Genomic DNA, 2,587 nt, shown 5'->3' on the forward strand with positions numbered 1-2,587 from the left:
GGGCGCAGGCGCGGGCTACCTGATGCGCCGCCACCCGCGCCCTTCGTGAACCACCCCGGCCACGGGCAGCCGGGCCGACACCCCCAGCCGCGGGCAGTCGCAACGCCCCAGCCGCGGGCAGCCGCACCGCCGGGGCGACACCCCCAGCTGCGGGCAGTCGTGCCTCCCCCAGTGCCTCAAGGGCCTGGGAGGTGCCCCCAGGGCGATGGGGGTCCCCCCGCCCGAGCGAAGCCGAGGGGGGAGGGTGGGCGGTGGGGGTACCTCCCGCTCATGGGGGTCCCCCGCTCTAGCGGAGCCGAGAGTGAGGGAGAAGCCGAGAGTGGGGGAGGCGCCCCGCAATCGCCGGGCTGCGAAACAACCCCCCGCCCAGCCACAGCCACGGCACCAACGGCCCTACCCCGCCGCCCGCCGCGCCGCGCCCCCGCGCACCTCCAGCCCGTCCAGCAACTCGGCCGTCGCCGAGGCAACCGCCTCCACCGCCCGTTCGAACACCTCGCGATTGTGGGCGGCCGGCGCCCGGAACCCGGACACCTTCCTCACGTACTGCAGGGCGGCGGCCCGGATCTCCTCCTCCGTGGCCTCCTCGGGCTGCACGGGCGGACGCAGGGTCTTGATACTCCGGCACATGCCCTCAGTCTGACGCGCCCCCTCGGCAATTCGCCACCCAAAATCGAACAGGCGTATCATTGGTTCGTGGCTGCGACCTACGATTTTCCGAGTGACCTCCTCGCCGGTCAGGAGGAACTGCAACAGGTCCAGGGCGAGTTGTCCGCCCTGCTGAAGCGGCTCCCCTGGTCGGTCGAACCCCTCGACGGCTTCAGCGACGACCACGGCTGGCGCAAGGTCGAGCGCCCCGCCTCACCCGGCTGGACCGCCGACGAACAGGCCGAGGTGGAGAAGCTCCGGCAGCGGGAGCACGAGCTCGCGGTGTTCGTCAGCACCCACCGCTACTGGGCCGAACTCACCGGCGCCGACCGCGTGCACGCCCGCTCCCGGCTCAAGCACGTCCGTGAGAAGGCGGAGGAGTCCTCGTAGGAGGGGCGGAAGGACCGGGGAGGCAGGACGACAAGGGCCCCCGGAGCGACTCCGGAGGCCCTGTGTCCCGGTGGGCGCGGACGGTTTCGAACCGCCGACATCCTGCTTGTAAGGCAGGCGCTCTACCCCTGAGCTACGCACCCGAGGCCCAGGCGGTGTGCCTGGGTCGAGTGGACAGCCTACGTGACTCCGCTCCCCCGCCTGAAGGAGGGGGGCTTCCAACCCGAGGGTTGCGGTCCAGCCCGAACCGGCCCCTTGCGGGGCGAAAGGAAATTACCACAGACCAGGGAAGCAATTCCCCCACCGGCGATCACCGGGGGATATCCCCACCCCGGATCCGCCAGCCGCCCGGATCCCCCCGCGGACCCCCCGTCCGTACGGTCGAAGAGCGCCCGGACACCACCGGTGAGCGCCACCGTCCGTCCCAGGGGGAGACCGTCATGACCCGCACCACCACCCGTACCGCCCGGATCACCGGCTCCGCCTCCGGCCGCCGTGCCGCGTGGACACGCGCCTTCGCCCTCGCCGGGTCCACCGTGGTGATCGTCGCGGGCGTGAGCGCCTGCGGGGCGTCGGCCGCCGACGACGACGATCCCGACCACCGGTCCTTCGACCTGCCCGGCAGGACCCTCACCATCGACTCCGACGACTCCGCCCTCGAGATCGTCGCCTCGGACGAGAACCCCTCGGGCAAGATCGGGGTCACCCGCTGGTTCCAGGGCACCGTCGCCATCGGCACGGACCCGGAGGTCACCTGGTCCATGGACGGCGACCGGCTGGTGCTGCGGGAGAAGTGCTCCGGGATCGTCGCCGACTGCTCCACCAAGCACCGCATCGAGGTGCCCCGCGGCGTCTCCGTCAAGGTCGAGGAGAAGGACGGCAGCGTGCGGGCGCGGGGCTTCCGCGACGCGCTGAGCATCCGCACGACGGACGGTTCGGTCCGTGTCACGGACTCCACCGGACCGCTGGAACTGCGCACCGGTGACGGGTCCGTGCGCGCGGAGGTCTCCTCCCGTACGGTGCGCACCCACAGCGGTGACGGCTCGGTCCACCTCGAACTGGCCGCCGTGCCCGACCTGGTGGACTCCCGCAGCGGCGACGGTTCCCTGACGATCGACCTGCCGCGGGCCTCCTACCGCGTGGACACCGGGACCGGTGACGGCGCCGAGGACGTGTCCGTGCCCCGCGACGACTCCAGCTCCCACGTGGTGACCGCGCGCACCGGCGACGGCAAACTCACCGTCCGCACGGCGAACTGACCGACCCGTGTCTTCGTCCTCTACCGGTGGGAGAATGACATCGGGCAGGGCGAACGACAGTACGGGAGAGGGATGTGACGGCGACACCAGCGCAGCCGTACTCGCCGTCGGAGCCGCGCGTGCCTCGCGTGCGTCGTGCCGTGCCTCCTCTTCCTCCGCGGCCGGGTGTCCGCCGGGCCCGCGGCGTGCTGCGGGACGTGCTCGCCCTCGTGGGGATGCCGCTGGTCGCGGCGCTGGTGCTGCCCGCCGCGTTCGCCGGGGGCGGGACGCGGCGCTGGTTCGGCGGGCGGGCC

General features: G+C 72.7%; 3 protein-coding genes and 1 tRNA gene. 2 read left to right on the forward strand and 2 right to left on the reverse strand.

Going from position 1 to position 2,587, the window contains the following annotated elements; genetic code table 11:
• Nucleotides 1-393 precede the first annotated feature (393 nt).
• Nucleotides 394-627 carry a DUF2277 domain-containing protein gene (locus tag B7767_RS22425; RefSeq protein WP_030859483.1) on the reverse strand — a complete coding sequence of 78 codons (234 nt, stop codon included), beginning with the start codon at nt 625-627 and terminating at the stop codon, nt 394-396.
• A gap of 66 nt (nt 628-693) precedes the next feature.
• Here B7767_RS22425 and B7767_RS22430 point away from each other — a divergent pair, with 66 nt between their 5' ends.
• Complete coding sequence (locus tag B7767_RS22430; RefSeq protein ID WP_085573775.1) at nt 694-1,035, forward strand: hypothetical protein; 342 nt, start codon at nt 694-696, stop codon at nt 1,033-1,035.
• A gap of 71 nt (nt 1,036-1,106) precedes the next feature.
• Here B7767_RS22430 and B7767_RS22435 read toward each other — a convergent pair.
• Nucleotides 1,107-1,178 (reverse strand) — tRNA-Val (locus B7767_RS22435).
• 297 nt (nt 1,179-1,475) lie between these two features.
• On the opposite strand from B7767_RS22435, the gene B7767_RS22440 reads away from it, so the two are divergent.
• A complete protein-coding gene (locus tag B7767_RS22440) occupies nt 1,476-2,294 on the forward strand; it encodes a DUF4097 family beta strand repeat-containing protein (RefSeq protein ID WP_107486255.1) in 819 nt (272 codons plus the stop codon).
• The last annotated feature ends 293 nt before the right edge of the window (nt 2,295-2,587 follow it).

The organism is Streptomyces sp. 13-12-16 (assembly GCF_002114215.1).
In the GTDB taxonomy this organism is placed as follows: domain Bacteria; phylum Actinomycetota; class Actinomycetes; order Streptomycetales; family Streptomycetaceae; genus Streptomyces.

What these genes read in the sequence shown, in the direction of transcription:
- B7767_RS22425 (WP_030859483.1), bottom strand. Translation starts at nt 627, where the DNA reads ATGTGCCGGAGTATCAAGACCCTGCGTCCGCCCGTGCAGCCCGAGGAG.
- B7767_RS22440 (WP_107486255.1), top strand. Translation starts at nt 1,476, where the DNA reads ATGACCCGCACCACCACCCGTACCGCCCGGATCACCGGCTCCGCCTCC.